Here is a 24,413-nt window from a genome sequence, read left to right as displayed (position 1 = left end):
CAATAACTTCATGATCAACGCTGGGAGTCGGGGGTTTGGGTGGGGGGGTCCGGGGTGGGGGTTGCGGTCTGGTCTTCGCCGGCCAGGGCGGAGCGGAGGCGTTCCTTCTCGGTGCGGCGGCGCTCGGCTGCTTCGGCGATCTCCCCGGCCATCTCGTCCCGCCAACCACGCAGCAGGAAGAAGGAGAGCGCGGCGGAGAACACCAGCGCCAGCATCAGCTTCAGGAACACGTTCATGTCGACCAGCCAGAGGCCCGCCAGCACTGCGACGAACAGCCCGATCCGGCCCAGCGTGTACTTGAGCGCGGCACTCACCCGCACCACTCCGTTCTCTCCGTCGCCCGCCACTGCCGGCGGAAGGGTCGAGCCGCCCGACGGGCGGTCGCGGTCAGCCGGTCCGGCGGGCCAGCCAGCGGACACCCGGGAACCACAGGGCCGCGTACGCCACAGTGAACGCCGCCGCCGCCAACGCCCCGGAGAGCAGCGGCGGCAACCCCGAACCCAGACCGGCGATCAGCAAACCGGCGAACACCCCGACGGCAGCGGCGACCACCGCCGCCACCACCCGGGCCGCGCCGAACTCCCAGGCCCGGAAGTCGTCCCAGAACAGCCAGGCCGGCAGGATCACCGCCAGCCAACCGTTCGTGTGCCCGAAGTCGCCGGCGCCGATCGAGGCGAACGCCCAGTCGAACAACACCAACGCGAGCACGCCGATGACCAGGCCGGCCAGGCACACCCCGAGCAGATCGCCCAGGGTACGGATGCGGCCCTCGGCGTCCCGGCGGGGAAACCCGCTCTGCGGCTCAGGTCCTCGTTGCTCGGTCATCGACTGCGAGGGTACGTGGTGGCTCAGGCCCAGACCTGCTGCGGCTCGGCGCGCCGCTCGGCCAGCGACGGGGCCTTGTCGTACTCCCGGACCACGTTGTAGCGGGTGTCCCGCTCGACGGGCTGGAAGCCGGCGTCCCAGATCAGGTGCAGCAGGTCGTCCCGGTGCATGGTGTTCGGGGTGCCGTACGAGTCGGCGTCGTGGGTGATCTTGTATTCGACGACGGAGCCGTCCAGGTCGTCCACGCCGAAGTTCAGCGAGAGCTGGGCGACCGACAGCCCGTGCATCACCCAGAAGTTCTTCAGGTGCGGCACGTTGTCGAAGAGCAGCCGGGAGACGGCGAACGTCTTCAGCGACTCGGCCGGCGAGGCCATCGTGGTGCGCGCCTGGATCCGATTGCGGATCTTGCCGTCCGCCGAGTCGACGAAGTCGTGCTGGTAGCGCAGCGGGATGAAGACCGCGAAGCCGCCGGTCTCGTCCTGCAACTCGCGCAGCCGCAGCACGTGGTCGACGCGGTGCCGGGGCTCCTCGATGTGGCCGTACAGCATCGTCGCCGGGGTCTTCATGCCCTTGCTGTGCGCCAGGGCGTGGATGCGCGACCAGTCTTCCCAGTGGCAGGCGTGGTCGACGATGTGCTGTCGGACCTCCCAGTCGAAGATCTCCGCGCCGCCACCGGTCAGCGACTCCAGACCGGCGTCCATCAGCTCGTCGAGGATCTCGTCGGCGCTCAGGCCGCTGATCTTCTCGAACCACTGCACCTCGGTCGCCGTGAAGCACTTGAGCTTGACGTTCGGCAGCGCCGCCTTCAGCTCGCGCAGCACCTTCGGGTAGTAACGCCACGGCAGGGTGGGGTGCAGGCCGTTGACGATGTGCAACTCGGTGAGCTGCTCGTCCTCCATCTCCTTGGCCTTGCGGACCGCCTCGTCGATGCGCATCGTGTACGCGTCCTTCTCGCCCGGCTTGCGCTGGAACGAGCAGTACGCACAGGACGCCGAGCAGACGTTCGTCAGGTTGAGGTGCCGGTTGACGTTGAACATCACCCGCTCGCCGTTCAGCTCGGTGCGCTTGTGGTGCGCCAGCCGCCCCAGCCAGGTCAGGTCGTCGCTCTCGTAGAGGGCGACCCCGTCCTCCCGGGTCAGCCGTTCACCGGCGTACACCTTCGCTTCGAGCTCACGCTTGAGTCCGGCGTCCATGGCACGTCCCTTCCACCTGCGGTCCGGATCGAGCGTACGTCGCGACACCGACGGGCCCGGCGGCACGGTCGCTGGCAGCGACCCACCTCACCAGACTCTCAGCCTCCCGTAACCCGACAACACATCGACATGAGTGGCGCGGTGCGGTAGTAACAACGTGGGGCGGAACACACACTGGTACCGTCCCGGCGGTCGCGCCCACCGAGCGCGGCGACGAGTGGTTGGACGGGGAGCGGCATGATCTACAGCGGGCGCGGGCGACGGCAGCGACGACGGAGCCCGGTGATCTCGCCGGTCCTGCGTCCGAAGCTCTGGGCCGCCCTGCTCGGCGCGATCGCCGCAGCCGTGCTGGCCACCCCCGCGTACGCGGAGCCCGGCGTGCCGACCACAGTGCCGGACACGGGTTCGCGCCCGGCGGTCACCGGCTCGCTCCAACTGCCCGGCGGCGCGCCGGTCGCCGGCGTGCCCGCCCCTCCGGTGGTCAACATCGGCAACGGTCCGCTGGCCACCGCGATCTCCGCCGGTGAGGTCCAGGTCGGCGCGCTCGGCGAGGATTTGCTGGTGAGGCGGCAGAAACGCGTCGACGCCCAGGCGCAGCTCGACGCGGCCGGCAAGGCGCTGGCGACCGCGCAGGACGCCCTGCTCCGGGCCCAGCAGACGGCCGACACCGCCGCCGCCGAGGCCGTCAAGGCCGCCGCCGCGTTGCCGCCGGGCGACTTTGCCCAGGACATCCGCGGGCTCAGCCGCCTCCAGGCGATCACCCGTGGCGAGAAGGTCGACGGCGGCACCACCGGCGTGGCCGGGGAGCTGTTCCGGGCCCGCGCGGGCGAGCAGGCCGCGTACCAGAAGCACAGCCAGGCCAAGGATCTGCTCGTCGCCGCCGAGGCGGAGTTCACCGCCGGTGAGACGGCGCTGCGCACCGCCGAGGCGAGCCTGCTCAAGCTGCGCCGGGACAACGCCGCCGCGCTGATCGAGATCGAACGTCAGCAGGAAGCCGCCGAGCAGCAGATCGGTGCCGGCTACGTCTCCAACCAGAGCATCAGCGGCATGGCCGCGCACCCCCGGGCACTGGCCGCGGTCCGGTACGCGCTCGCCCAGCTCGGCGACCCGTACAAATGGTCCGAGGAGGGGCCGAACCAGTTCGACTGCTCCGGCCTGATGTGGGCGGCGTACCGGTCCCCCGGCGCCGACTACTTCGACCTGCCACGGGTCTCCCGCGACCAGTACGCCGCCACCCGGGGCCGCACCGTCCCGCAGAGCGCGCTGCTCCCCGGCGACCTGCTGTTCTTCGCCTCGGGCAGCAGCTGGACGACGATCCACCACGTCGGCATGTACATCGGCAACGGCAAGATGGTGCAGGCGCCCACCACTGGCGACGTCGTCAAGATCTCGGTCGTCCGCTGGTCCCGGCTGTACGCCGCCACCCGGGTGATCGGCGCGGTGCCGGCACCGGTCGTGACCAACCCGACCCCGCCCGTCTCGACCCCGAAGCCCACCCCGTCGCCGACGAAGACCACCAAGCCGACGCCGACACCGTCGCCGACGAAGACCACCACCCCGAAGCCCACCGAGAGCGCGACGCCGACGCCGACGCTGACGACCACCCCGACGCCCACTCCGACAGGCAGCACCACGCCGAAGCCGTCGAGCACTGCGAGCAACCCTCCGACGACCCAGCCTCCGGCAACGACCAGCGCGCCGGCCAGCACGCCTCCGACGACCAGCGCGCCAGCGACGACCACGCCGAAGGCCAGCACGAGCGCGTCGAGCAGTAGCAGCGCGACGGGCAGCCCCAGCGCCACGGGCTGATCCGCCACGACCGGCTCCGGCTGTCCGCTCGGGAAGATCTGTGGCACCGTGACAACCAGGCACATCCGACCCGACGTCACGGGTCCGGGTGCGAGCACGGCGCGGAGGGCGGAAATGGCCGAGCAGAGAGATCCGGCGGAGACTGTCGACCCCGTGGTCGACCAGGCCGGCCCACCAGGGCCGGACACCGTCGACCAGCCCGGCCCACCGGGGCCGGACACCGCCGAGCCGGTGGCTGCCAGCGACGCCAACCCGGCTGCCACCAGCTCGACAGGCAGCGACACCAGCTCGACGGACGCCGGCTCCGCCGCCAGCGACGCCGCCCCGGCGGTCAGCGGCACAACGGTCAGCGGCACAACGGTCAGCGGCACAGCGGTCAGCGGTCAGGTCGGCGGTGGCACGGCAGCGGTCATCGCTGACGACTCCGCCGACGCCGATGACGACGCGGCGGCCGGCGACGAGCGCCAGAGCCCGGCGGCGGCACCGGTACGCGCACGTGCCAGCGTCGTGACCGCCGGCGCTCGCCGCAGTGACCTGCCGGCCAGCGCTCCGGTCACCGCGACCACCTACCGTGCGACCGGCTCGGCCAGCCCAGCCGACGTGTCGTTGCCGGGCCAGCGAAGCGACTCCTCCGCGCCGGCCCGGGCCAGCGCCACGGTTCCGAGCAGCAGCCGGGGCACTGCCAGCGCCCTGGGCACCCCGGACCGTCGCGAGAGCGCGCCCGCCGTCTATCGAGCCGCGCCGGTGGGTGCCGAGCCGGCCCAACCTCCGACGCCGTCGACTCCGGAGCCGGAGCCGGACCCCACGCCACCCGGCCCCGGGCCGACCCAGCCGTCGCCACCGGAACCGGAACCCGCGCCGGCCCCGGGTCCGTACCCGCCCGGTCCGGCGCCGACGCCGGGTCCTCGACCGACGCCGCCGCCCGGTCCGGTTCCACCCGTTCCGGGCCCGCCGTCCCCGCCGCCCTCGCCGATGCCGCCCATCCCCGGTCCGCCGACGCCGCCCGTCCCGAGCCCGCCGCTGCCGCCACCCGGTCCGCCGGTGCCGGCACCGCCGGCCCCGCCCGGCCCGATGCCGGCACCGCCGTTTCCGCCGCCGCCCGCGATGATCGACACGCCCGGCGTACGGGGCAGCGCCTCGGTCTCCGCACCACCGGCCGGGTGGTCGTCCCCCGCTGGGGCGACCCGCCCGACGTCCGGTGCCGGCTGGGCCGGTGCAGCCGTCTCCGCGCCGCCGGTGGTGCCCGCACCAGCACTGCCGAGCTGGCCACCGTCCACCGCCGGGACACCTTCGTCGACCGCGAACGCCGGAAACTCGCGTGTGACCGCGCCGCCGAGCGGCCCGCCGGCTGGCTCCGCCGGACGGGACGCTGCCGCCGCCCGTGGTGGACGGCGCGACAACCGCACCGACCTGGCTGGCACCGTCTACGGCAACGGCGAGGGCGCCGGCTTCACCACTGTCGCGATACCCGCCAACGCGGTGGAGACCTCCGGCTCGCTGACCGGGCACATCCTGGCCCAGGGGTGGTCCGACACGCCGGCCGAACGGTCCAGTAACGCCCGGGTGATGATCGTCCTGGCCGCCGCTCTGGGGCTGCTGGTCGCCATCAGTGTCATGGTCGTCCTGCTGGCCGGCGACGCCCTGGACGGTCTGGTGGGCAGCGTGCTCAACGGGTGAGCCAGCGAGCGCCGGCGATGGTGAGTCCGCCCACTACGGTCGGTCAACCGACTGGCGGCTTCGCCAGACCGCCGTACACTGGTTGAGATCACTGACCCGGCGCGCGTGGTGTGCGCCCCTGGGCGATCTTGCGGGCGATCCGGCGGCACAGCCGCGGCAGGCCATCGCGAAGATGCGCCCCGCTCGAAAGGTTTTTGTTGACCACCTCTGCTGACCACAGCACCGTTACGTCCGTTTTCAACTCAGTCCCGGCGGCCGACGCCTCCCGGGAGCAGCTCGACGTCGCCCCGAGCGAGGCCGGCACCCCTGCGGTAGCGACCGCTCAGAGCGAGACCGCCGAGCCGATGAGCTTCGCCGCTCTCGGCCTTCCGGAGCAGTTGGTCCGCGCGCTGGCCCAGCAGGGCATCTCCAGCCCGTTCGAGATCCAGCGGGCCACCGTTCCGGACGCGCTCGCCGGCCGCGACGTGCTGGGCCGCGGGCAGACCGGGTCGGGCAAGACGCTCGCCTTCGGTCTGCCGATGATCGCCCGGCTGGCCGACCGCAACCGGGCCCGGCCGATGCGTCCGCGCGCCCTGGTCCTGGTGCCCACCCGCGAGCTGGCCATGCAGGTCAACGACGCCCTGGTGCCGTTGGGCAAGTCCGTGGGCATCTTCCTCAAGACCGCCGTCGGCGGCGTTCCGTACGACCGTCAGATCGACGCGCTGCGCCGCGGTGTGGAGATCATCGTGGCCACCCCGGGCCGACTCGGCGACCTCATCGAGCGGGGCATCTGCCAGCTCGACGACGTCGAGGTGACGGTGCTCGACGAGGCCGACCAGATGGCCGACATGGGCTTCCTGCCCGAGGTGACCGATCTGCTGGCGAAGACGCCCGCGGGCGGTCAGCGGCTGCTCTTCTCGGCCACCTTGGACGGTGACGTCGACGCGTTGGTCAAGCGGTTCATGACCGACCCGGTCACCCACTCCACGGCGCCCTCCACCGCCTCGGTGTCCACCATGGACCACCACATGCTGTTGATCCCGCCGCACGAGAAGTTCCCGGTGGCGGCCTCGATCGCCGCCCGGGACGGCCGGACCATGGTCTTCGCCCGCACCCAGCTCGGTGTGGACCGGCTGGTCGAGCAGCTCGCGGCCGTCGGCGTACGCGCCGGTGGGCTGCACGGCGGCAAGACCCAGCGGATGCGCACCAAGACGCTCGCCGAGTTCCGTGAGGGCCGGATGAACGTGCTGGTCGCCACGGACGTGGCGGCGCGAGGCATCCACGTCGACGGGGTCACCCTGGTGCTGCACGTCGACCCGCCGAAGGACCCCAAGGACTACCTGCACCGCGCGGGGCGTACCGCCCGGGCCGGCGAGTCGGGCGCGGTCGCCACGCTGGTGCTGCCCAAGCAGCGCCGTACCACCCTGGCGATGATGGAGAAGGCCGGCGTCGCGCCGGCCGAGACCCGGGTCCGGGTCGGGGACGCGGCGTTGGCCGAGCTGGTCGGTGCCCGCGAGCCCAGTGGCGTCCCGGTCCGCGTCGAGGCGGAGCCCCGGGGCTACGGCGACCGCTCGGGCGGACCGCGTCGGTTCGGCGACCGCACGGGAGGCGAGCGGCGCTACGGCGACCGCCCGCAGGGCGAGCGGCGCTACGGCGACCGGCCCACCGGCGAGCGCCGCTTCGGTGACCGCCCGCAGGGTGACCGGGGCTACGGCGGCCGCCCGCAGGGTGACCGGAGCTACAGCGACCGACCGCAGGGCGAGCGCCGCTTCGGCGACCGGCAGCACAGCGACCGACCGCAGGGTGACCGGGGCTACAGCGACCGGCCCACCGGCGAGCGCCGCTTCGGCGACCGGCAGCACAGCGACCGACCGCAGGGTGACCGGGGCTACGGTGACCGCCCGCAGGGCGAGCGGCGTTACGCCGATCGGGACACCCGGGGGTACGGCGACCGGCCGCAGGGCGAGCGCCGGTTCGGCGACCGGCAGCAGTTCGGTGACCGCGACGGTCGGGGCGACCGACCGACCGGCGAGCGGCGCTTCGGCGATCGGCCGCAGGGTGAACGGCGCTTCGGCGACCGGGACGCTCGGGGTGGGTTCCGCCCGGAGAGCCGGGTCCGGGACGACCGGCCCCGCGACGACCGGCCCCGCGAGGACCGCCCGCGTGACGACCGGCGCGGTTTCGGCGGGCGACCGGCAGCTCGTACCTACTGATTGATCCACCGAACGCCGTCGTGAAGCCCAGGCTTCGCGGCGGCGTTCGCGCATGCCCTGCCGATACCGAGCAGGTCGCGTAACGTCCGGCTCATGCCGACCATGCCGAAGTCGATCTTCTGGTCCCGGACGGACACCGCCGGCAGCGAGCAGGTACTGCTCGACGACGGCCACGGGTTGACGGCCCGCGGCACTCTGCTCGCCGTGGACCCGATCCCGTGGACCGCCCGCTATCAGCTGACCACCACGCCGGACTGGGCCACCACCCGCGTCGAGGTCGAGGCAGAGGGTCTCGGCTGGCTGCGCCGGGTGACCCTGGATCGGGCCGCCGGCCGCTGGCGGGTGACCACCGCCGAGCAGGGCGACCTGGACGCCGCCCTGGTCGCGGCCGGTCATCCCCGGGCCGGCCTGCCGGGTACGGACGACCCGGACCGGCTGGCCGACGCGCTCGACGTCGACCTGAGCGGTTCGCCGCTGTTCAACACCCTGCCGGTCCACCGGCTTCGGATGGCGGCGGAGCCGGCCGATGTGGCGCACCGGATCACAGTCGCCTGGGTGCTTCTGCCCGGCCTGGAGGTGGTGCCGGCCGAGCAGATCTACACCGGGCGCGGGCCCGGTCGGGTGCGCTTCGCCAGCGGCACCTTCACAGCCGACATCGATCTGGACGACAGCGGCTACGTGGTGCGCTACCCCGGGCTGGCCGAACGGATCGATCCGCGCTGATCAGCCTCGTGACGGCCAGGGGCTCGGCCGATCGGCCCTGAGTGGGTCGGGCCCCGCTGACGGCCCGGGCGGGCCGGACTCCGCTGACCGCTTCAGGCGGGCCAGGTCCCGCTGGCCAGGAAGCGTTCGATGGTGGCCAGGTGCGGAGTTAGGTCGAGGCCCTGGGCGGCCACCCAGTCGTCGGCGTAGTACGTGTCGGCGTACCGGTCGCCCGGGTCGCAGATCAGGGTGACCACCGAGCCGGTCCGACGCTCGGCGAGCATCGCGGCGATGAGTCCGAACGCGCCCCACAGGTTGGTGCCGGTGGACCCGCCCACCCGGCGGCCGAGCAGCGCCGAGCCGGCGCGCATGGCGGCCAGGGACGCCGCGTCCGGCACCTGGACCATCCGGTCCACCACCGAGGGCAGGAACGACGCCTCCACGGTGGGCCGGCCGATCCCCTCGATGCGGGAGCCCTTCCCAGTGCGTACCGACCAGTCGGCGGCCAGCCAGGCCGGGTAGAACGCCGAGTTCTCCGGGTCGACGACGCAGAGCTTGGTGGCGAGCCGGCGGTACCGGGCGTAGCGGCCGATGGTCGCGCTGGTGCCCCCGGTGCCGGCGCCCACCACGACCCAGGCGGGGATCGGGTGCCGCTCCAGCTCCAACTGCGCGTAGATCGACTCGGCGATGTTGTTGTTGCCCCGCCAGTCGGTCGCCCGCTCGGCGTAGGTGAACTGGTCCATGAAGTGCCCGCCGGAGTCCTCGGCGAGCCACCGGGCCTCGACCACCACGCTCGCCGGGTCGTCGACCAGGTGGCACCGGCCGCCCTGGAACTCGATCTGGGTGATCTTCTCGGGCGAGGTGGAGGCGGGCATCACCGCGATGAACGGCAGGCCCAGCATCCGGGCGAAGTACGCCTCGGAGACCGCCGTGGAACCCGACGACGCCTCGACGATCGTGGTGCGCGGCCCGATCCAGCCGTTGCAGAGCCCGTAAAGGAACAGTGAACGGGCCAGCCGGTGCTTCAGCGAGCCGGTGGGGTGTGACGACTCGTCCTTGAGGTAGAGGTCTATCCCCCATTCCCTGGGCAGCGGGAACGGCAGCAGGTGGGTGTCGGCGGACCGGTTGGCGTCTGCCTCGACGGCGGCGATCGCCTCGGTCACCCAGGTTCGGCTGGATTCGTCGCACCGGTCGAGATGAGTCACGCTCGGAAACCTAGCAAGCGGGCCAGCGGTGGTCAGCGCGGGTCCGGCGGCGTTGACCTGCGGCGTTGGCGGCGCTGACCGGCGCGGCCGGCGGCCCGGACGATCGGGGTGAGTGCGACGGCCAGCCTGGGCAGTGCGTCCAACAGGCGCACCTGCGCTCCCCGCCAGCGGGGCAGGCTGACCACCGGACGTGGCCGGCGGGCCAGCCGGACGGCCCGCGCCGCCACCTGCTGCGCGGTCAACATCGATCCGGTGAACGAGGCCACCGCCCCCGGGTCGTCCAGCCGGTCGTGCAGCATCGGGGTCCAGATGCCGTCCGGGCAGAGGCAGGAGACGTGCACCCGCCGGTACCCGGCCATCCGCAGGTCGGACAGGGTGCCGAGGCTGAAGGCCAGCAGGGCGTGCTTGCTGGCCGCGTACACCGTCTCGCCGGGCGCGGCGATCAGCCCGGCCAGCGAGACGACGTTGAGCACGTGGCCGTGGCCCTGGGCGCGCATGACGGTCAGCGCGGCGAGGGTGCCGTTCATGGCCCCGTGGGTGTTCACGTCGAGCAGCCGACGGCGGGTCGCGGCGTCGTGCTCCCACGACGCACCGGTGACCAGGATGCCGGCGTTGTTGACCCAGAGGGCGAGGTCACCCCGGCCTGCCGCGGTCGCGGCGACGGCGGCGCAGGCGGCCTCGTCCCGGACGTCAAGGGCGGCCGACCAGCCGCCGAGCGGCGCGGCGGCGCTCTGCACCGCCACCGGGTCAAGGTCGGTGAGCAGCACCGACCAACCGTCGGTGTGCAGCGCGGTGGCGATGGCACGGCCCAGGCCGCCGGCAGCGCCGGTCACCACGGCCACGGGGCGCGCAGGCTGGGTCATCGGCGCACGCTACCGCTGGCCGCCCGGGCGACACCAGGGGTACGCGGCGGTCAGGCCGCGGGCGGCCCGACCGGCTGGGGGCGGTTCTCCCACTTCGTGGAGAGCGCGATGGCGGTACGGGTGGAGGCCACCCCCGGCGTCCGGTTCAACCGCACGATCAACTGCTCCAGCTCGGCGATCGTGCCGACCCGTGCCTTGAGCAGGAACGACTCCACGCCGGCCATGAAGTAGCAGGACTCGATCTCGGGCAGCACCCGCAGCGACTCCAGCATGTCGTCGCTGTCGGCACCGGAGTCCTCGACGATGCCGATCAGCGCCGTGACACCCAACCCGATCGACTCCGGGGCCACATCCGCGCGGTAACCCCGGACGACGCCGCTGCTCTCCAGCTTGCCGACCCGCTCGTGCACGGCCGGCGCCGAGAGACCCACCTGACGGGCCAACTCGGCGTACGAGAGGCGGGCGTTGCCGCGCAGCAGGTCGACGAGGCTCAGGTCGATGGCATCCACAGAGAGTCACCTTAACCGCTGACGCGTAACGTGCGGCCTTCGGCACCCGTTGGACTGAGCGGTGAGTCACTGTTCATAAACCGCCGGTCAGGGCCGAGGTAGCACCAGTAACATTACTAACTCCCCACTCAGTGCATTTTTCGCGTTTGGGCGGACAGGCCATGTCCCTGGTGCTGTAATTGCCATACGTCCCTCATGACGGCTCTGGGCTACGCACCAGCCGGGGGCAGTGTGTTCAGCCGGGGGCTTCGTCGACGCGAGGAGGGGGCTGTGGACACTGGAGATCGCCTGCTGACACCGGGTGAGGTCGCCGCGCTGTTTCGGGTAGACCCGAAAACTGTGACGAGATGGGCGGCGGCCGGCCGGATAGGAAGCATCCGGACTCCAGGCGGGCATCGCCGGTTTCGGGAATCCGAGGTGCGAGCCCTGCTTGAGGGGGAGGGCATGCTGGACGAAGTGGATGAGGTCGGTAAGCCACGCAATGTGGGGCCGGCAGCATCCACGGGGCCGGGTCCGGCCAACGCCGGCATGTACTGAACTGGTGCGGACAACGCCACGCGGACCGGACACCAGTCCGGTCCGCGTCCCGCTTCGGCCAACCGCCGGGCGGCAACACCGCTCGTGCTGAGCAGCACAACCATGCCCAGCGCGAGCGGGACGGAACAGCACGACGGGACAGCTCAGCTCCGGGCTGCGCCGAGCTGGCCGGACCACCGCCGGAACAGGGTGTGCGGGACGCCGAGCGCGTCCAGCACCTTGCCGGCCACGAAGTCGACCAGTTGCTGCGCGCTGGCCGCCGCCCCGGCGCCGTAGAAGCCGGGGCTGGCCGGCAGCACCACCGCGCCCGCGTCGTGCAGGGCGATGAGGTGCTCCAGGTGGCTGCGGGTCACCGGTGTCTCCCGGGGGACCAGCACCACGGGACGGCGTTCCTTGAGGTTGACCTCAGCGGCACGCTGCAACAGATCCTTGGAGAGCCCGATCGCGATGCCCGCGCAGGCGGCAGTGCTGGCCGGGACCACTGCCATTCCGCGTACCCGGTAGGAGCCGCTGCTCGGCCCGGCGGCCAGGTCGCCGGCCGGCCAGTGCCGTACATCCGCCGCGGTCAGGTCCCGATCCAGCCACGCGGCGAGGTCCTCGGCCCAGTGCCCGTCACGGAAGGGGCGGCCGGTCTCGTCGAGCACTGTGAGTCGCGCCGCCCGGGACACGATCAGGTCCACCGGCTCGCCCGCGTCGAGCAGTCCGCCGATGACGGCCGCCGCGTACGGCGTGCCAGAGGCACCGGAGACCCCGACCACCCATGGTTCCCGCATGCCCCCAGCCTGCCTGGTCCGGCTGATCCGCTGGTGGGCACCCCCGTGGTTGGTCCGGTCCGACATGTCGGGCGGGGCACCGGCGCAACCGGCCGATCTGACATGCTGCCGCTGGCGATTCGCACCGGCTCCATCTCGAGGAGGAGGCATCGGTGACGACCGGCGAGATCCTCCGGGCGCTGCGTGCCGAATGTCCGATCCCGCCCCGGCTTCCACCACCACACGTCGATCGTGTGCAGGACTGGCTGCTCGATCTGCTGCCCGAGCTTGGCCTTCCACTGGACGACGCCGCGCTGCGCCGGCTGTCCCAGGGCGCCTTCGCCCGGTACGCCGCGCGGCTCTACCCGGCGGCGACCGAAGCCGACCTGCGGGTGCTGGCCGCGATGTTCACCTGGTTCTTTCTGGTCGATGACGCCTGCGACGGGCCGGACCGGTTGACGCCGGAGCAGATCCGGGCGCTGCGCAACGGCACCCTGGCGCTCCTGCACGACGGCACCCGGCTACGGCAGGCCGGGCTGACCGGCCCGCTGCGCCGACTGCTGGTGCTGGCCTGGCGGGAGCCGCGCCGCCGGATGCCGGCACGGTGGCGGCAGCGTTTCGCCGACGCGGTGGCCCGGCACCTCGACGGCACCTGGCAGGAAGCCGTCAGCAAGGAGACCGGCCGCCGTCCGAGCGTGGACGAGTACGTCGAGCTACGTCGGTCGACCTCGGCGGCGGAGGTGTCGTACCCGCTCGTGGAGTTCGTCAGCGGCCGACCGTTGCCCGACCCGGTCTACCACCACCCGCTGCTGCGTCAGATCGCCCGCACCGGCAACGACCTGCTCTCCTGGTACAACGACCTGGCCTCGCTGAAACGGGACCGGGTGACCGCTGGCGGGCACAACCTGGTCCTCGCCATCGAGGCCGAACTGGGCGTTACGGAGGCGGAGGCGGCCGAGCGGGCTGCCGAGCACTGGCGGGAGGCGATGGGGCGCTTCGTCGCGTTGCGAGCCGCGGTGCCCTCGTTCGGCCCGGCGTTGGACGAGACGGTCGCCGACCATCTCGACGGGATCGCGAACGCCGTGCGCGGGACCATCGACTGGACCTTCGAGAGCGCCCGCTACCCGGTCAGCACCAGCCCGCCGACCTCAGGGCCGTAGGCCGAGCCGGATCACCAGGTCGAGCAGGGCGAAGAAGAACAGCGCGATGCCGACGAACCCGTTTGCGGTGAAGAACGCCCGGTTGACCTTGCTGAGGTCGGTCGGGGTGACCACCAGGTGCTGGTAGGCGAACGCCACTGCGGTCAACGCCAGCCCGATCCACCAGAGCCAACCGAGACCGATCAGCGCACCGAACCAGACGAACAGCGCGAAGGTCACCACGTGCGCGACAGAGGAGGCGTGCAGCGCGAAGCGCCGACCGTACCGGGCGGGCACGCTGTGCACGCCGATCTCCCGGTCGATCTCGGAGTCCTGGCAGGCGTAGATCAGGTCGAAGCCGCCGATCCACAGCCCCACCGCCGCGCCGAGCAGCCAGGCCGGCCCGGACCCGTCCAGGGTGCCGGTGACCGCCAGCCAGGCGCCGACCGGGCCGACCGCCTGGGCGATACCGAGGATGGCGTGCGGCCAGTTGGTGAACCGCTTGGCGTAGGGGTAGACGACCAGCGGCACCACGGCGAGCGGCGCGAGGACCAGGCAGAGCGGGTTGAGCAGGGCGGCGGCGACGAGGAAGACCACGAGTGCGACGGCCGCGCCGGTCCAGGCCGTCCGCACGCTCACCGCTCCGGTGACCAGTTCCCGACCGGCGGTACGCGGGTTCCGCGCGTCGATCTTGCGATCGAGGATCCGGTTGGCGGCCATCGCGAACGTCCGCGCCCCGACCATTGCCACGGTGATCAGCAGCAGGTCGAGCCACCGTACCCGGCCGCCGTTGATCTGCATGGCGGCCAGCGCGGAGAGGAACGCGAACGGCAGCGCGAAGACGGAGTGCTCGACGGCGACGAGCTTCAGGAAGGACTTGGTCCGGCCCGGCTTCGCCGCCGGTGCGTCGATGACGGCCATCAGATTCCGTACTCCTTCCAGCGCTTGTCGACCAGGGACGTGACCTCGGGACTCATGCTCATCCCCTCCGGCCAGCCGCGGGTGTAGCCCTCGGTGGGTAGCTTGCGGGTCGCGTCGACGCCCGCCTTGCCGCCCCAGAACTGCTGGTACGACGCGTGGTCGAGGTGGTCCACCGGGCCCTCGGTGAGCAGCAGGTCGCGCGAGTAGTCGACGTTGCCGAAGGCGCGGAAGGCCACCTCGTTGTAGTCGTGCACGTCGCAGTCCTCGTCGACGATCACGATCAGCTTGGTCAGCGACATCATGTGCGCGCCCCAGATCGCGTTCATCACCTTCTGGGCGTGCTTCGGGTAGCGCTTACGGATCGACACGATCGCGCAGTTGTGGAAGACCCCGGCGGCGGGCAGGTTGTAATCGACGATGTCCGGGATCAGGAAGCGCAGCAGTGGCGCGAAGATCCGCTCGGTGGCCTTGCCGAGGCCGTGGTCCTCCTGCGGCGGCTGCGACGTGACGATCGAGTGGTAGACGGGGTTTCGCTGCATGGTCATCGCTTCGATGTGCATCACCGGGAACGGCTCGACCGGCGTGTAGAAGCCGGTGTGGTCGCCGAACGGGCCTTCCGGCAGTCGCTCGCCCGGCTCGATGTAACCCTCCAGCACGATCTGCGCGTGCGCCGGCACCTGTAGCGGCACGGTCAGGCAGTCGACCATCTCCACCCGCTCGCCGCTCAGGAAACCGGCGAACAGGTACTCGTCGATGTCCGCTGGCAGTGGCGCGCTGGCCGAGTAGGCGACCGCGGGGTCGGCACCGATGGCGATCGCGACCGGCAGGCGCTGCCCGAGCCGCTCGGCGACCGCGTGGTGCGCCGTGGAGTTCTTGTGGATCTGCCAGTGCATGCCGATGGTGTTGTGCGAGTGCTGCTGGAGGCGGTAGAGCCCGAGGTTGCGCTTGCCCGTCTCGGGGTGCTTGGTGTGGGTCAGCCCGAAGTTGTGGAAGATCCCGCCGTCGCCCGGCCAGACCTGCAGCCCGGGCAACCGGTTGAGGTCGACGTCGTCGCCGCGGTAGACCACCTGCTGGCAGGGGGCCGTCTTGACCTTCTTCGGCGGCATGGACTTGAGCTGCATGACCTTGCCGAGCCCGCCCATCATGCCCGAGAAGCCCTGCGGCAGTTCCGGCTTGAGCATCTCGCCGATCCGCGCGCCGATCTCGTCGAGGTTCTCCACCCCGAGTGCCATCGCCATCCGCTTCTCGGTGCCGAACAGGTTGATCGCCACCGGCATCTCGCCCCGGGTCGGACGCTCGAAGAGCAGCGCCGGGCCGCCGGCCCGCACCGTCCGGGTGACCACCTCGCTGATCTCCAGGGTCGGATCGACCGGGACGTCGACCCGGCGCAACTCCCCCGCGCGCTCCAGCGCCGCGAGGAAGTCCTTGAGATCGGTGTACGGGAAGCCACGAGCCGCCATGTCACCCAGTCTCCCGCACGGGCTCCCGAACGGCCCAAGCCGGGTGCTGTGACGCTCGCGATCGCCCCCCTGTCAGCGGCGGGCGGCGGGCGGCGCGCCTAGATCGACTCGGCTTTCAGGACGTCGCGGTGTCCCAGGCCGCCGGACACCGCGACTTCAAGGAAGGCGAGTGGATCAACCGGCAGAACCCGAACCTCGCGGGCATGGCGGGCGGTTGAGCGGGTAGCCGGGCAGACGGACGGCGGGCGGAGGCGGCGATGGGCGTGGAACGGGTTCCGGCGGGGTTCACCGAGCAGCGGGCTCGGGTCGGCCAGATCACCATGAACTACGTTCGTGGCGGCGCCGGCCCGCCGCTGGTGCTGCTGCACGGGTACCCGCAGTGCTGGTACATGTGGCGGCACCTGCTGCCCGAGTTGGGGCGCTCCTTCGACGTGGTAGCGCCCGACCTGCGCGGCTTCGGGGGCAGCGACGCCCCGGACACCGGGTACGACAAGAAGACGGTCGCCGCCGACCTGCACGGCCTACTCGACCAGCTCGGCCTGGTCAGTGACCTTCGACTGGTCGGACACGACCTGGGGACCATGGTGGCGTACGCGTACGCCGCCGCCCATCCGCAGCGGGTGAGCCGGCTGGCGCTCACCGAGGCGCCGATCCCCGACGAGAGCATCTACACGTTCCCCGCGCTCACCTCGGCCGGGCCCGGGGTGTGGAACTTCGGCTACTTCTCTCTCGGCAACGGGCTTCCGGAGGCACTGGTCAACGGGCGGGAGTCGCTCTGGGTGGACAGGTTCACCGACGCGCTGATGGTGCGCAAGGGCAGCATCAGCGCACCCGACATCGAGGAGTTCGCCAGCCATCTGCACGATCCGGCACATCTGCGGGCCAGCTTCGCCTACTTCCGGGCGTTCGAGCAGGACATCGCGGCCAACGCTGCGTACCGAGGCACGAAGCTGACCATGCCGGTGCTGGCCGTCGGATCGGCGGCCAGCCTTGGTGGGCAGGTCGCCGAGCAGGTCCGCCGGTACGCCGACACGGTCCGCGGCGAGGTGATCGAGGACTGCGGGCACTGGCTGTACGAGGAGCGTCCGGACGAGATGCTCGCCCTGCTGCGTGACTTCCTCCAGGCGGCCTGAGCAGGGGTCCGCAGGTGTCAGCGATCAGGCGGCGGGCGTCCAGGCGTGGGCGGCCAGTGGCGGGTCGAGCGGTGCCCGGGTGAGCCGGTTGGCGAAGGTGGACATGGTGTACGCACCGACGCCGAGCACCACGTCCAGCGCGTGCCGGGGCTGGTAGCCGGCGGCCAGGAGGTCGTCCAGTTCGTCGTCCGGCACTGCGCCCCGGTGGTCGAGCACGGCCAGTGTGAACCGACGCAACGCCTCCAGGCGTGGTTCGGGCAGCGCCGAGCCGGCACGCAGCGCGGTGATCAGCTCGGCGGTCGCGCCGAGTTGGGTGAGCTTGCCGCTGTGCAGGGCGACGCAAAATTGGCATTCGTGACTGGTGGAGACCGTCAGGATGACCACCTCCCGCTCCAACGGGGCGAGGTCGGTCTGCTCGAAGCCCGCGCTGGCGGTGAGGAAGCCGGTGAGCAACTGCGGCGAGTCGGCTATCAGCGCCACTGCGCTGGGCAGCCAGCCGAACCGGCCGTGTACGCCCTCGATGGCTCGTCGGGCGGCGGCTGGCGCGGTCCCGGCGGTGTGAGCGGTGAATACGGGCATGGTTACCTACCTTCCACAGTGCAGTAGGATGGTCAACGTGGTTGACGAAATAGTAAACGTGGTTGTCGAACATGGCAAGCGCTGATCCCGCGCGCCCCGGCTTCGCGCTGCCGCTGTTGCTGCTGGCCGGCTTCCGGACGCTGATCGACGATCTGCACGCCGAGCTGGCCCGTGAGGGGCATCCGGAGCTGCGACCGCTGCACGGGTTCGTGCTCCAGGCGGTCGGCGCGGAGGGCACCACCGCCACCGAGCTGGGCCAGCGGCTGGGCATCTCCAAACAGGCCGCCGGCAAGACCGTCGACCGGTTGGTGGCCGTCGGCTACCTGGAACGGGTCGACGACCCCACCGACGCCCGACGGCGGCTGGTCCGGGTGACCCCGCGCGGCGCCGACGGGCTACGCCGCTCGGCCGAGATCTTCGACCGGCTGCGTGCACAGTGGGCGGACACGCTCGGCCCGGAACGGGTCACCGCGATGGAAGACGACCTCGGCACGATGGCCTCGGCCAACTGGTTCCGGCTCGACGTGCCCGGCTGGTTCGGCGGCTGATCGTCGGCTGCCGATCGGCTGCGCGTGGTTGGCGGCTGATCGCGGGCCGCCGCGCGACTGCGTGGTTGGCGGCTGATCGCGGGCCGCCGCGCGACTGCGTGGTTGGCGGCTGATCGCGGGCCGACGACCGGCTGCGCTGCTCGGCGGGCAGTCAGTGGGTGCGGGCCAGCTCGACGAAGGCCCGCCACGCGGCCGGGCTGAAGGTCAGCAGGTCGCCGTCGCGGTCCTTGGAATCGCGGACGTGCACCCGGCCGGGCAGGTTGTCGGCGACCTCGACGCACGCGCCGGCGTCGTTGCCGCTCCGGGTGGACTTGCGCCAGCGGGCTCCGGTCAGATCCATGGCTTCACGATCTCCTCGAGCAGGTCGATCGACTGCTGCCGGGGCAGCGCGTCACTGCGCAGACTCTCCCACCTTCCGAGCAGGGTCGCCACCTCGAAGATGTCGTCCACGGCGGTGCCGCCGGTCTGGTTGTCGAGGAAGCCGAGCCAACTGCCGTCGACGGTGCGGCCGAGGATGAACGGCCCGAAGAGGCCGGCGTGCAGGCCCACACCCTGCGGCAGCACGTGCACCCTGATGTGCGGGCGGCGGGCGCACGCCACCAGGTGCCGGAGCTGCCCGGCCAGCACCCCGGCGCAGCCCTCCGCGAAGCGCTGTAGCGCGGCCTCGTCGATCACAGCGGTGAGCTGCGGCGGGTGCTCCCGGTCGAGGATCGTCTGCCGCTCCAGCCGGGCCGCCACCAACTCCTCCACCCGGTCGGCGGTCAGCCCCAGGTCGAGCCGGAACACCGCCCGGGCGTAGTCGGCGGTCTGCAACAGCCCGGGAATCATCGTCGCGCCGAAGCAGCGCAGCTGGGTGGCGACCCGTTCGACCTCCAGCCAGGGGCGGAACCAGATCGGCTCGCCGTCGCGCCGACCCAGCTCGCGCAGCGAGGTCAGCAGGCCGCCAGTGTCGAGCACCTCGTCGGCCCGGGTCAGGTACGCCTCGTTGGGCGCCGTGTGCCCCAGCTCGACGGCCGACACCATGGACGGCGAGTAGTGCGCGCGTTTGCCGTACTCCTCCTGGGTCAGCCCGGCCGCGAGCCGGGACCGCCGGAGCTGCTCCCGGATCAGCGCTGCCGTGGACACCACTGTGGTCACCGCACCCCACCTTCCGCCGCAATTGTCGGGTCGTGCGACCCACCTGCCGCACGGTAGCGAGCACTCAACGCTGCGTCATGCCGTGACGCGCATATCGGGGTAACGCGAGCTGCGACCCGCCCCGGGGTGGCCGGCAAGCACAAGATCCACTCGGGTTTCGCGAAGTCGCGGTGTCCCGGGCCGCAGGACACCCCGACTTCCTGAAAGCCGAGTGGATCAATGGGTGACCAGGCGCGGGCCACCGCCACCTCGCCGCCCAGGGCCGGGTCAAGCCCGGCAGACACATCTCACCGTGCCTGGCCGGACGGCGGGACGCAGGAGCAGAGTGGATTCATGTCGGACGCGTACGTCGTCGGCGACCCGGACGGGTTGTCGCCCCTGCTGGTCGAGCTTCGTGACGCCGTCGCTCGGGAGCTGCACGCCCAACTGGCGATGCGCGGTGAGCGGATCGAGTTGGCTGATCTACCGGAGGTGTCCTACCAGGTCACCGTCCAGGTCGAGCGGGCCACGCGGGCCTGGCGACCCACCCCGTAGACGCGGGCCGGTCACTGACGGAATCCGTGATCGGCCCGCGCTCCACGTCCAGATCAGTCCAGCCCGCCGTACGAGTGCAGGCCGGTGAAGAAGATGTTCACGCCGAACAGGTTCATCAGCACGGTGAGGAAGCCGAGCACCGCGATCCAGGTGGCCACGTTGCGCTTCACGCTGGGCGTCGCGCGGGCGTGCAGGTAGCCGGCGTAGACCACCCAGGAGATGAACGCCCAGGTCTCCTTCGGGTCCCAGCCCCACGGCCGACCCCAGGCTGCCTCGGCCCAGATGGCACCGGCGATCACCGCGAAGGTGAAGATCGGGAACGCGAAGGCGTGCAGCGCGAAGGTCAGCCGCTCCAGGCCGGCCGCACCGGGCAGCCGCTTCGCCAGGATGTACGGGAAACTCCGCTTGCCCTGCTCGTACCCGCTGCGCATCAGGAAGCCGACCGCCGGCACCACGCCGAGCAGGAAGATGCCGGACGCGAAGACGATCGTCGAGACGTGGATGATGAACCAGTACGAGTTCAGTGCCGGCACCAGCGGCACGATCGGCACGTACAGCACCAGCTCGGCGGTGGCGACCAGCAGCACCATCACCAGGGTGAGGAAGAGCCCGAGCTTACGCAGCGACGGCCGCTTCCAGAGCACCCCGAGCCAGGCGGCCACCCCGATGAACGTCACGGTGAGCACGAACTCGTACATGTTGCCCCACGGCATCCGGTCCGCGGCGAGCCCACGGGTGACCAGCGCCCCCAGGTGCAGCGCGGCGGCCACCGCGGTGGCGCCCACCCCGATCAGGCCCGCGAGCCGGGCCCGCCCGGCCGAGCGGTCGACCGTCGGTGGCGAAGGGACCGGCGCGGACGGCGTCGGGACGCCACCGGCACCTACCAACTCGCGCACCGGAGCCGCCGTGGCGACCCGGGTACGGGCGTTGCCCAGCGCGTACTCGACGGCGTGGCCGATCATCGCGACCAGGTACGCCAGGATCGCGAATGTCACCAGATTGTCGGAGAGTGCGGACATCACTCGGCTCCTTCTCGCACGCCGGCCCGGTCAGCGGAGTCAGCGCCAGCACCAGCCCGTTCGGCACCGCTGACGGCGGCGACCAGCTGGGTGAACTCGTCGGCAAACCCTGGATAGTCGGTGCGCGGCAACCCACCGACCTCCATCAAGCTACTACCGCTCGTCGGAGATCCGTCCCCGGGGTCGGCCGGCGCCACCCGGAAGAACACCCGGCGGCGCTTTCCGAACAGCGAACCCATCAGCCCGATCAGCAGGACGCCGCAGCTGACCAGCAGCATCGTCGAGCCGGGATCGTGCCGGACGGAGAGGGTGACGTAACGCTCGGTGCCCAGGAACTCGACTGTCGTGCCGTCGTCCAGCCTCCAGGTCTCGCCTTTGCGGAGCAGTTTGGTGCCGACCTCCTTGACCTTGCCGGCCCGCACCTGCCGCTGGTCGAGCTGGTAGACCGAGCCGGGGATACCGGCGTCCAGGCCGAGGTTGCCGCGGTAGGCGACCAGGTTCAGCGCAGGGTTGCGCTCGGTCGGGTACTGCGAGCGGACGAACGGCGCCTGCTCGGGCGCGGTGGGAAGGTAGATGCCGGTGAACGCCATCTGCAGATCCGGTGCGCGCTGGCCGGTCGCCGGGTCGACGTTCGCGTCCGGGAAGGCCGCCAGCCCCTCGCTGGTCAGGCCCATGTCGCCGGTGGTCAGGAACGGCTCGTCACTGATCTGGCTGTTGCCGAACCGGTCGGTGTAGCGGATCACCGGGGCGTACCCGTGGCCGAGCAGGTAGACGCTCGCGTCGTTCAGGCGCAGCGGCGAGTTCACCGAGAAGTCGGCGCTGCGGGTCGGCTCGTCCGGACCGTTGACGGTCACCCTGGCGTTGAAGAACTCCGGCTGGCCGGACGCCAGGAACCGGGCCTGGAAGTCGTCCAGCCGCAGGCAGAAGCCGGGCAGGTCGGCGCTGTCCACCTGGGGGCCGAGCTTCGCCTCGGCGTACTGCTGGCGGGTGTTGCAGAACGCGTTGTCCGCGCCGGCCACCAGCAGCCGGTTGCCGCTCCAGCCGTACCAGGAGCCGAGCGCCACCCCGATCAGCACCGCGATCAGCGAGGTGTGGAACAGCAGGTTGCCGGTCTCCTTGAGGTAGCCCTTCTCGGCGGAGACCTCGTCGCCGCGCACCTCGACGCGCCAGCGCCGCTTGCGCAGCACCTCCGCGATCGCCGCCGCCCCACCGGGCGGGGCGGGCAGCACCGTGTGCTGCGGCAGCCGGGCCATCCGCTTCGGCGCAGCCGGCGGACGGGACCGCAGCGTGCGGACGTGGTCGCGCAGTCGGGGCGTGATGCAGCCGATCAGGGAGGTGAACAGCAGCAGGTAGATCGCGGAGAACCAGACCGACCCGAAGACCTCGAACGCGCCGATCCGGTCCAGTCGGGGGGCCCAGTCCGGGTGGTCGACGAAGTACTCGTTGACCTTCTCCGGGCTGATTCCGCGCTGCGGCAGCACCGAGCCGGGAATGGCGGCGATCGCGAGCAGGAAGAGCAGGATCAGCGCCGTACGCATGCTGGTGAGCTGCCGCCACGAGTTGCGCAGCAGGGCCAGCAGCCGGTTCGGCCGGCGGCGTGGCGCGGGCGCCGCGGTCTCCGGTCGGTCGTCGACGACCGTCATCAGATGCTCACCTCGCCCACCCCGACGGTGGTTTGCAGCCAGATCACGAAGCTCTGCCATCCGCCGGTGACCAGGGCCAGACCGATCAGGATGAGCAGGGCGCCGCCGACCCGGGTGACCCAGCGGCTGTTGCGCCGGACGGCGCGGAAGACCCCGAGCAGGCGTTCGAAGCCCAGCCCGAAGACGACGAACGGTATCCCCAACCCGAGGCAGTACGCCACGGCGAGCACCACGGCCCGGTCGCTCTGGCCGCTGGCGGTGGCCATGCCCATCACCGCGCCGAGGGTGGGGCCGGTGCAGGGCACCCAACTGAGCGCGAAGACCGCCCCGAAGACCGGTGCGCCAAGCAGCCCCGCCGATGGCAACCGGGAGATCCGGAACTCCCGTTGCAGGGCCGGGATCATCCCGAGGTAGCTCAACCCCGCCACGATGATCAGCACACCGACGCCGATCTGCAACTCGCGCTTGTAGTCGAAGAACACCCGACCGATGCTGGCGAAGAGGATCGCGGTGGCCACGAAGACGACTGTGAAGCCGCCGATGAAGAGCAGCGTCCCGGCGAGCACCCGACCCTTGACCGCGCCGACCCGCGCGACCCGTTCCTTGACCGCGACACCCCCGCCGGCCGGCACGGGATCGGCCTGCGGCCGCCGGCCCTCCAGGTCGGCGCCGGCCAGACCGGTCACGTACGACAGGTAGCCGGGGACGAGCGGAAGGACGCACGGGGAGAGGAAGCTGACCAGGCCGGCGAGCGCCGCCGCGCCGATGGCGAGCAGCAGCGGCCCGCTGAGGGCCAACTCCCGGAAGGTCTCGCCCATCAGTTCGGCGCCGGCTTCTCGGCGGCGACCCGTTCGACGATCGGCCGTAGCTCGTCCCTGGTCACGGCGCGACGGATCACCGCGGCGATCCGGCCGTCGCGATCGAGGACCACCGTCGCCGGCGTGGAATTGGGCGGGATGTCGAAGTTCAGCGCCTGGCTGCTGGACGGGTCGAAGATGCTCGGGTAGGTGACCCGCCCCCGCTCGAAGGCGATCGCCTTGTCCTTGCTGTCCTGCACGTTGATGCCCAGGAAGGTCACCCCGGACGCCTTGGTGGCCTGGTAGGTGTCCTCCAGGTCGTCAGCCTCCGCGCGGCAGGGCGCGCACCAGGAACCCCAGAAGTTGACGACGACGACCTGACCGCGTGCCTGGGAGACGTCGTACTGGCCACCGGTGAGCAGTTCGCCGACCACCTTGGGCGTCTTCGACCGCTGGTCCGGCGCGCAGGTGATCGTGAGGCCGTCGCTGGTGCACTGCTTCTCCCCGCCGCCCCCGGACGTGCAGCCGACCAGCGCCACCGCGGCGACGGTGGCGAGCAGACCGGCGGTCCACCTCCGGGCGTTCATCAGGCCCCCTTGGCCGTCCGGGCGGTCGCGGAGAGGGCGATCAGGTGCGCGGCCGGCTCGCTGTAGCCGATGCCCGCCACCTTCGCGCCGTCGAAGTGGAACGAGGTGAGACTCGCCAGGCCGCACTGCCGCTTGCGCGGGTCGTGCCAGAGCCGCTTGCGCTCTACGTGACGGCGCAACGTCCAGATCGGGAGCTGGTGCGACACCAGCACCGCCTCGCGTCCCTCGGCGGCGACCCGGGCGGCGTGCACGGCGGCGAACATCCGCTCGGCGATCACCCGGTACGCCTCACCCCAGGAGGGGGTCACCGGGTCGCGCAGCACCCACCAGTTGCGCGGGTCGCGGAACGACCCGTCACCCGGGGAGACCTTCTTGCCCTCGAACCAGTTGGCGCTCTCGATCAGCCGCTCGTCCACCCCGACCGGCAGCCCGAACTGGGCGGCGATCGGCTCGGCGGTCTGCTGGGCGCGCTCCAGCGGGCTGGCCACCACGTGCACGATCTCCCGCTCGGCCAGGCCCTCCGCAGCGGCCTTGGCCATCTGCACACCCAGCTCGGAGAGGCGGAAACCGGGCAGCCGGCCGTAGAGGATCTGGTCGGGGTTGTGCACCTCGCCGTGCCGCAGCACGTGAACCACAGTCTTGCTCAAGGTTG

At 71.6% G+C, this 24,413-nt stretch carries 26 protein-coding genes; 9 read left to right on the top strand and 17 right to left on the bottom strand.

The features are described 5' to 3' along the window. Positions 1-14 precede the first annotated feature (14 nt). The 3 genes from ACLQ3F_RS19675 to mqnE all read right to left on the bottom strand — a co-directional run bounded on the left by ACLQ3F_RS19675 (position 15) and on the right by mqnE (position 2,018). Positions 15-314 carry a DUF4229 domain-containing protein gene (locus ACLQ3F_RS19675; protein WP_357257636.1) on the bottom strand — a complete coding sequence of 100 codons (300 nt, stop codon included), beginning with the start codon at positions 312-314 and terminating at the stop codon, positions 15-17. Positions 315-387: 73 nt separating this feature from the next. Then, the gene (locus ACLQ3F_RS19670) at positions 388-825 is read right to left on the bottom strand and encodes a hypothetical protein (RefSeq protein ID WP_357197930.1); all 438 of its coding nucleotides are present in this window, start codon (positions 823-825) and stop codon (positions 388-390) included. A 23-nt stretch (positions 826-848) separates the two neighbouring features. After that, entirely contained in the window at positions 849-2,018 is a 1,170-nt protein-coding gene (mqnE, locus tag ACLQ3F_RS19665; protein WP_091395685.1) for an aminofutalosine synthase MqnE, read from the bottom strand. A gap of 237 nt (positions 2,019-2,255) precedes the next feature. Here mqnE and ACLQ3F_RS19660 point away from each other — a divergent pair, with 237 nt between their 5' ends. From ACLQ3F_RS19660 to ACLQ3F_RS19645, 4 genes are all read left to right on the top strand, one after another. Continuing rightward, the gene (locus ACLQ3F_RS19660; RefSeq protein ID WP_425850617.1) at positions 2,256-3,827 is read left to right on the top strand and encodes a C40 family peptidase; all 1,572 of its coding nucleotides are present in this window, start codon (positions 2,256-2,258) and stop codon (positions 3,825-3,827) included. Between the two features lie 114 nt (positions 3,828-3,941). Then, a complete protein-coding gene (locus ACLQ3F_RS19655; RefSeq protein WP_425850616.1) occupies positions 3,942-5,504 on the top strand; it encodes a hypothetical protein in 1,563 nt (520 codons plus the stop codon). Between the two features lie 344 nt (positions 5,505-5,848). Continuing rightward, entirely contained in the window at positions 5,849-7,696 is a 1,848-nt protein-coding gene (locus ACLQ3F_RS19650) for a DEAD/DEAH box helicase (RefSeq protein ID WP_425850749.1), read from the top strand. 102 nt (positions 7,697-7,798) lie between these two features. Continuing rightward, positions 7,799-8,419 carry a putative glycolipid-binding domain-containing protein gene (locus tag ACLQ3F_RS19645; RefSeq protein WP_425850747.1) on the top strand — a complete coding sequence of 207 codons (621 nt, stop codon included), beginning with the start codon at positions 7,799-7,801 and terminating at the stop codon, positions 8,417-8,419. Positions 8,420-8,511: 92 nt separating this feature from the next. Here the strand turns inward: ACLQ3F_RS19645 and ACLQ3F_RS19640 are convergent, their stop codons facing one another. Genes ACLQ3F_RS19640 through ACLQ3F_RS19630 form a run of 3 tightly spaced genes read right to left on the bottom strand, consistent with a single transcriptional unit; the run spans position 8,512 to position 10,975 of the window. Continuing rightward, the gene (locus ACLQ3F_RS19640; protein WP_425850614.1) at positions 8,512-9,603 is read right to left on the bottom strand and encodes a PLP-dependent cysteine synthase family protein; all 1,092 of its coding nucleotides are present in this window, start codon (positions 9,601-9,603) and stop codon (positions 8,512-8,514) included. Between the two features lie 32 nt (positions 9,604-9,635). Beyond that, on the bottom strand, positions 9,636-10,466 hold the full coding sequence (locus ACLQ3F_RS19635) for an SDR family NAD(P)-dependent oxidoreductase (protein ID WP_357197918.1): 831 nt from the start codon (positions 10,464-10,466) through the stop codon (positions 9,636-9,638). A gap of 50 nt (positions 10,467-10,516) precedes the next feature. Next, positions 10,517-10,975, bottom strand: a complete 459-nt coding sequence (locus ACLQ3F_RS19630; protein WP_091395696.1) for an Lrp/AsnC family transcriptional regulator — start codon at positions 10,973-10,975, stop codon at positions 10,517-10,519. Positions 10,976-11,245: 270 nt separating this feature from the next. Between ACLQ3F_RS19630 and ACLQ3F_RS19625 the strand changes: the two genes are divergently transcribed. Further along, positions 11,246-11,512: a BldC family transcriptional regulator gene (locus ACLQ3F_RS19625; protein WP_007454516.1), complete on the top strand. Its 267-nt coding sequence runs from the start codon at positions 11,246-11,248 to the stop codon at positions 11,510-11,512. Between the two features lie 143 nt (positions 11,513-11,655). Here ACLQ3F_RS19625 and ACLQ3F_RS19620 read toward each other — a convergent pair whose 3' ends face one another. Continuing rightward, on the bottom strand, positions 11,656-12,285 hold the full coding sequence (locus ACLQ3F_RS19620) for a UbiX family flavin prenyltransferase (protein WP_355004816.1): 630 nt from the start codon (positions 12,283-12,285) through the stop codon (positions 11,656-11,658). Positions 12,286-12,437: 152 nt separating this feature from the next. Between ACLQ3F_RS19620 and ACLQ3F_RS19615 the strand changes: the two genes are divergently transcribed. After that, complete coding sequence (locus ACLQ3F_RS19615) at positions 12,438-13,424, top strand: terpene synthase family protein (protein WP_425850611.1); 987 nt, start codon at positions 12,438-12,440, stop codon at positions 13,422-13,424. On the opposite strand, the gene mqnP is transcribed toward ACLQ3F_RS19615, so the two are convergent. Continuing rightward, a complete protein-coding gene (gene mqnP, locus ACLQ3F_RS19610; protein WP_357257629.1) occupies positions 13,413-14,324 on the bottom strand; it encodes a menaquinone biosynthesis prenyltransferase MqnP in 912 nt (303 codons plus the stop codon). The genes ACLQ3F_RS19615 and mqnP overlap by 12 nt on opposite strands. Then, positions 14,324-15,784: a menaquinone biosynthesis decarboxylase gene (locus ACLQ3F_RS19605; RefSeq protein WP_124854289.1), complete on the bottom strand. Its 1,461-nt coding sequence runs from the start codon at positions 15,782-15,784 to the stop codon at positions 14,324-14,326. The genes mqnP and ACLQ3F_RS19605 overlap by 1 nt, the downstream gene beginning before the upstream one ends. Before the next feature lie 257 nt (positions 15,785-16,041). Here ACLQ3F_RS19605 and ACLQ3F_RS19600 point away from each other — a divergent pair, with 257 nt between their 5' ends. Beyond that, positions 16,042-16,917 (top strand): alpha/beta fold hydrolase, encoded by an 876-nt coding sequence (locus ACLQ3F_RS19600; protein ID WP_425850609.1) that lies wholly within the window; start codon positions 16,042-16,044, stop codon positions 16,915-16,917. A 24-nt stretch (positions 16,918-16,941) separates the two neighbouring features. On the opposite strand, the gene ACLQ3F_RS19595 is transcribed toward ACLQ3F_RS19600, so the two are convergent. Further along, positions 16,942-17,496, bottom strand: coding sequence for a carboxymuconolactone decarboxylase family protein (locus tag ACLQ3F_RS19595; protein ID WP_425850607.1), 555 nt, complete (start codon positions 17,494-17,496; stop codon positions 16,942-16,944). A gap of 71 nt (positions 17,497-17,567) precedes the next feature. On the opposite strand from ACLQ3F_RS19595, the gene ACLQ3F_RS19590 reads away from it, so the two are divergent. Further along, a complete protein-coding gene (locus ACLQ3F_RS19590; RefSeq protein WP_357197902.1) occupies positions 17,568-18,044 on the top strand; it encodes a MarR family winged helix-turn-helix transcriptional regulator in 477 nt (158 codons plus the stop codon). Positions 18,045-18,195: 151 nt separating this feature from the next. Here the strand turns inward: ACLQ3F_RS19590 and ACLQ3F_RS19585 are convergent, their stop codons facing one another. Together ACLQ3F_RS19585 and ACLQ3F_RS19580 are read right to left on the bottom strand one after the other, a co-directional pair. Beyond that, positions 18,196-18,384, bottom strand: a complete 189-nt coding sequence (locus tag ACLQ3F_RS19585; RefSeq protein ID WP_357197899.1) for a DUF397 domain-containing protein — start codon at positions 18,382-18,384, stop codon at positions 18,196-18,198. After that, positions 18,375-19,181, bottom strand: coding sequence for a helix-turn-helix domain-containing protein (locus ACLQ3F_RS19580; RefSeq protein WP_425850603.1), 807 nt, complete (start codon positions 19,179-19,181; stop codon positions 18,375-18,377). The genes ACLQ3F_RS19585 and ACLQ3F_RS19580 overlap by 10 nt, the downstream gene beginning before the upstream one ends. A gap of 333 nt (positions 19,182-19,514) precedes the next feature. On the opposite strand from ACLQ3F_RS19580, the gene ACLQ3F_RS19575 reads away from it, so the two are divergent. Beyond that, the gene (locus tag ACLQ3F_RS19575) at positions 19,515-19,715 is read left to right on the top strand and encodes a hypothetical protein (protein ID WP_425850601.1); all 201 of its coding nucleotides are present in this window, start codon (positions 19,515-19,517) and stop codon (positions 19,713-19,715) included. 53 nt (positions 19,716-19,768) lie between these two features. Here ACLQ3F_RS19575 and ccsB read toward each other — a convergent pair whose 3' ends face one another. From ccsB to ACLQ3F_RS19550, 5 genes are read right to left on the bottom strand one after another with little or no spacing between them, the layout of a single operon-like run. After that, the gene (ccsB, locus tag ACLQ3F_RS19570) at positions 19,769-20,734 is read right to left on the bottom strand and encodes a c-type cytochrome biogenesis protein CcsB (protein ID WP_425850598.1); all 966 of its coding nucleotides are present in this window, start codon (positions 20,732-20,734) and stop codon (positions 19,769-19,771) included. Next, positions 20,734-22,377, bottom strand: a complete 1,644-nt coding sequence (gene resB, locus ACLQ3F_RS19565) for a cytochrome c biogenesis protein ResB (protein ID WP_425850595.1) — start codon at positions 22,375-22,377, stop codon at positions 20,734-20,736. Before resB ends, ccsB begins: the two co-directional genes overlap by 1 nt. Further along, positions 22,377-23,195, bottom strand: a complete 819-nt coding sequence (locus ACLQ3F_RS19560) for a cytochrome c biogenesis CcdA family protein (protein WP_425850593.1) — start codon at positions 23,193-23,195, stop codon at positions 22,377-22,379. Before ACLQ3F_RS19560 ends, resB begins: the two co-directional genes overlap by 1 nt. Then, on the bottom strand, positions 23,195-23,761 hold the full coding sequence (locus ACLQ3F_RS19555; RefSeq protein WP_425850591.1) for a TlpA family protein disulfide reductase: 567 nt from the start codon (positions 23,759-23,761) through the stop codon (positions 23,195-23,197). Before ACLQ3F_RS19555 ends, ACLQ3F_RS19560 begins: the two co-directional genes overlap by 1 nt. Then, positions 23,761-24,408: a histidine phosphatase family protein gene (locus ACLQ3F_RS19550; RefSeq protein WP_355004800.1), complete on the bottom strand. Its 648-nt coding sequence runs from the start codon at positions 24,406-24,408 to the stop codon at positions 23,761-23,763. Before ACLQ3F_RS19550 ends, ACLQ3F_RS19555 begins: the two co-directional genes overlap by 1 nt. Positions 24,409-24,413: the final 5 nt, after the last annotated feature.

This window comes from Micromonospora sp. DT15, from assembly GCF_049841475.1.
GTDB lineage: Bacteria > Actinomycetota > Actinomycetes > Mycobacteriales > Micromonosporaceae > Micromonospora.
Note: the sequence above shows the minus strand (reverse complement) of the source record. Positions and strands in the feature narration are given on the sequence as shown.